Raw genomic sequence first — 2,887 nt, 5'->3', positions numbered from 1 at the left:
GTCTACGACGATGCGGCGAAGGTCATGCAGACCGCCCGCGCGGCGCGCGCCGAACTCGAGCGGCTGTTCGAGGCGGACAGCCAGGACGAGAAGGAACTGCGCCCCGACTGAAGGGGCGCGCGCCTCGCGATGACGGTGGCGGGCGAACTCGCGGGTTCGCCCGGTGGTCGGTAGTGGTACTGCAGTTCCGGTCGTTCCCCGCGGCCCTCCATAACAAGAACCCACCTTCCGCCGTCATCACTCGAATACGAGGAGTTTCGAATGGGTGCTTTCGTCGTCTCCGGCCTGGTCGCGGTCATCAACGGCCTGGTTACCGGATACCTCCGTCGCTACGTCGCGCTGCTGGTGGTGGCCGTGTTCGGCGCGCTGCTCGGCGAGTCGGTCGCGTTGCGCGGGAGCCTCGACTACCGCTTCGGCGACGGGCTGGTGGAACACCTGCTGCTGTCGCTCATCCTCGCCAGCCTGATACATGCGGCGGTGCGCCTGTTCGTCGCCTCGCTCGGCCCGACCGCCGAACCGGCTGTCGCCGCGGCCTGGAGCGAAACCGCCGGCGCTGCCGGGCAGGCACCGGCGGACGGCGAACCGACGGCCTTCACCCGGCTGAAGGCCGCCTGGCAGGCGAACCCGTTGTGGAAGGTCTATGCCGCCCATGCCTTGGGCCTGACGGTGATCCTCAGTACCTTCCTCGCGGTGATCTCCACCGGCGCCTACTGGTGGGCGCAGCGCCACAGCGATCAGCGGGTGCTGGTGGATGCCGCACGCAATGCGTTCAACTTCCAGCTGACCCTGTTCGGCGTCACCGCGGTGCTGTTCATCCTGGCGCCGAAACTGGCGCTGTTCTTCAACGTCTTCATCGCCATGCCGCTGACCCTGGCGACGGTGGTGTGGAACCTCTACCGCGTGCGCCGCAACAAGGAAGGCCGCTATCCGCTGGCGTTCAAGGTATTCAAGGCGCCGCGCGCGGTCTGAGGGCAAGGCCGTTTCGCGCGACGGGCACGCCCACCGTCGCTCTCCGTATAATCGCGTTTTTTCCCGCGAGTTACCTTCCCTTGAGCAAACGCTACGCCTGCATCGGCCTGAGCAATCCCAAGTCGCCTTCCAACGTCGGTTCGATCATGCGCGCCGCCGGTTGCTACGGCGTCAGTTCGGTGTTCTACACCGGCACCCGCTACGACCGTGCGAAGGACTTCATCACCGACACCAAGAAGGTCCACCAGGGCATTCCGCTGATCAACATCGACGACCTGCGCAAGATCCTCCCACTGGGCTGCATCCCGGTGGCCGTGGAACTGGTCGAAGGCGCCCGCGCTTTGCCCGAGTACACCCATCCGGACCGCGCGCTGTACATCTTCGGCGCCGAGGACGGTTCGCTGAGCAAGGAAATTCGCGACTGGTGCGAGGACGTCGTCTACATCCCCACCAACGGTTGCATGAACCTCGCGGCGACGGTCAACGTGGTGCTCTACGACCGCCTGGCGAAAGGCAACAACACCCGCTCGGGCCCGCAGTTCTAGGGCGTCAGCTCGCGCTCGCCGGGGTTCGCGGCGGCATCGTCCCCGTGCAGGATGTGCTGCACCAGCAGGCGCGCATGGGCGGGCAGTTCGTCCAGGCTGCGCACGCAGAGCACCAGGCTGCGCGAGGCCCAGGCGTCGCTCAGGGCGATGCGTTTGATCGGCATCGAGCGCGCGCAGCGGACCGCCGCGGTGCGCGGCACGATGGCCACGCCAATGCCCTGGCCGACCATCCGGCAGATCGACTCGAAGCTGCGCAACTGCACCCGGTAGTTCAACCGCTTGCCCAGCCGCCGCGCGTGGTGGGCGACGTGATCCTGCAGCGCGCTACCTTCCACCAGACCGATGAAATCGTAGTGGCTGACTTCGGCCAGGCCTATGCCACGGCTGCCGGCCAGCGGGTGTTCGCGGGGCACCACCAGGTCGAGCGGGTCATGGCGAAAGGGAAACACCTGCAGGCCCTGCACGTCTGTGGCATCGGAGACGATGCCCAGGTCGCAAAGTCCCTGGCGCAGGGCATCGACGATCTCGTAGCTGAGCTTCTCCTCCAGGTTGAGGGAGATCTGCGGGTTGCCGCGCAGGAAGCGGCCGAGGATTTCCGGCAGGTGCTCGCTCAGCGCGGCGGTGTTGCAGAGCAGCCGGACCTGACCCTTCAGGCCGCGGCCGTACTGGCCGAGGTCGCCCCGTAGACGGTCCATCTGCTGCAGCACGATGCGCGCGTGCTGCGCCAGCGTGCGCCCGGCGGCAGTGACTTCGACGCCGCGCCGGTCGCGCTTGAGCAGGGCCACGCCGAGCAGTTCCTCCATGCCGCGGATGCGTTCGCTGGCCGAGGCCAGCGTCATGTGCGAGCGCTGCGCGCCGGCCGTGATGGTGCCTGCCTCGTGGACATTCAGGAAAAGCCGTAGGTCGGTCAGATCGAAGCGCATTGGCCGAGCCTAGCATGCGTGGTTCAGGCTGTGCCTGAGACCGGCTACGGGGCTTCCCGATTTTTCCCGCGGGGCAGGGCGGCCACACTGGCGCCTCGCCCAAGGAGTGCCGCATGCCTTTTTCCGATTCGCTTTCCGTCTTCGGCTCACTGTCGTTCCTGGCGATCGCCGCGGTGTTCCTGCTCGCCGGGGTGGTGAAGGGTGTGGTCGGGCTCGGGCTGCCGACGGTCTGCATGGCGCTGCTGGCAGTGCTGATGACGCCGGCTCAGGCCGCCGCGCTGCTGATCGTGCCGTCGCTGCTGACCAACCTCTGGCAGGTCTGGCCGTGGCGCACGCTGGGCCCGCTGCTGCGCCGTATCGCGTCGATGCAGGTGGGCGTCTGCCTGGGCACCTGGCTCGGCGCCCCGGCGCGGGGTGCGCCGCCCCGCCCCCGGGGCCGGGGGGCGCGGG

The 2,887-nt window shown here is 68.0% G+C and carries 4 protein-coding genes; 3 read left to right on the top strand and 1 reads right to left on the bottom strand.

Features of this window, described 5'->3' with window-relative positions; translation table 11 throughout:
• The first annotated feature begins 261 nt into the window (after window positions 1-261).
• Together QMX85_RS23285 and QMX85_RS23280 are read left to right on the top strand one after the other, a co-directional pair.
• On the top strand, window positions 262-969 hold the full coding sequence (locus QMX85_RS23285; RefSeq protein WP_282344915.1) for a DUF4870 domain-containing protein: 708 nt from the start codon (window positions 262-264) through the stop codon (window positions 967-969).
• 80 nt (window positions 970-1,049) lie between these two features.
• Window positions 1,050-1,514 (top strand): RNA methyltransferase, encoded by a 465-nt coding sequence (locus QMX85_RS23280; protein ID WP_090229996.1) that lies wholly within the window; start codon window positions 1,050-1,052, stop codon window positions 1,512-1,514.
• Here QMX85_RS23280 and QMX85_RS23275 read toward each other — a convergent pair.
• Complete coding sequence (locus QMX85_RS23275) at window positions 1,511-2,437, bottom strand: LysR substrate-binding domain-containing protein (RefSeq protein WP_282344912.1); 927 nt, start codon at window positions 2,435-2,437, stop codon at window positions 1,511-1,513. The two genes, QMX85_RS23280 and QMX85_RS23275, sit on opposite strands and share 4 nt — an antisense overlap.
• 113 nt (window positions 2,438-2,550) lie before the next feature.
• Here QMX85_RS23275 and QMX85_RS23270 point away from each other — a divergent pair.
• A partial coding sequence (locus QMX85_RS23270) for a TSUP family transporter (RefSeq protein ID WP_282344910.1) occupies window positions 2,551-2,887 on the top strand: 337 nt, incomplete at its 3' end.

Origin of the sequence: Pseudomonas sp. PS02288 (assembly GCF_029959715.1) — a bacterium.
In the GTDB taxonomy this organism is placed as follows: Bacteria; Pseudomonadota; Gammaproteobacteria; order Pseudomonadales; family Pseudomonadaceae; genus Pseudomonas_O; species Pseudomonas_O kuykendallii.
The sequence above is the reverse complement of the archived record's forward strand: the minus strand, read 5'-3'. Positions and strand labels throughout refer to the sequence as shown.

What these genes read in the sequence shown, in the direction of transcription:
- QMX85_RS23285 (WP_282344915.1), top strand. Translation starts at nt 262, where the DNA reads ATGGGTGCTTTCGTCGTCTCCGGCCTGGTCGCGGTCATCAACGGCCTG.
- QMX85_RS23275 (WP_282344912.1), bottom strand. Translation starts at nt 2,437, where the DNA reads ATGCGCTTCGATCTGACCGACCTACGGCTTTTCCTGAATGTCCACGAG.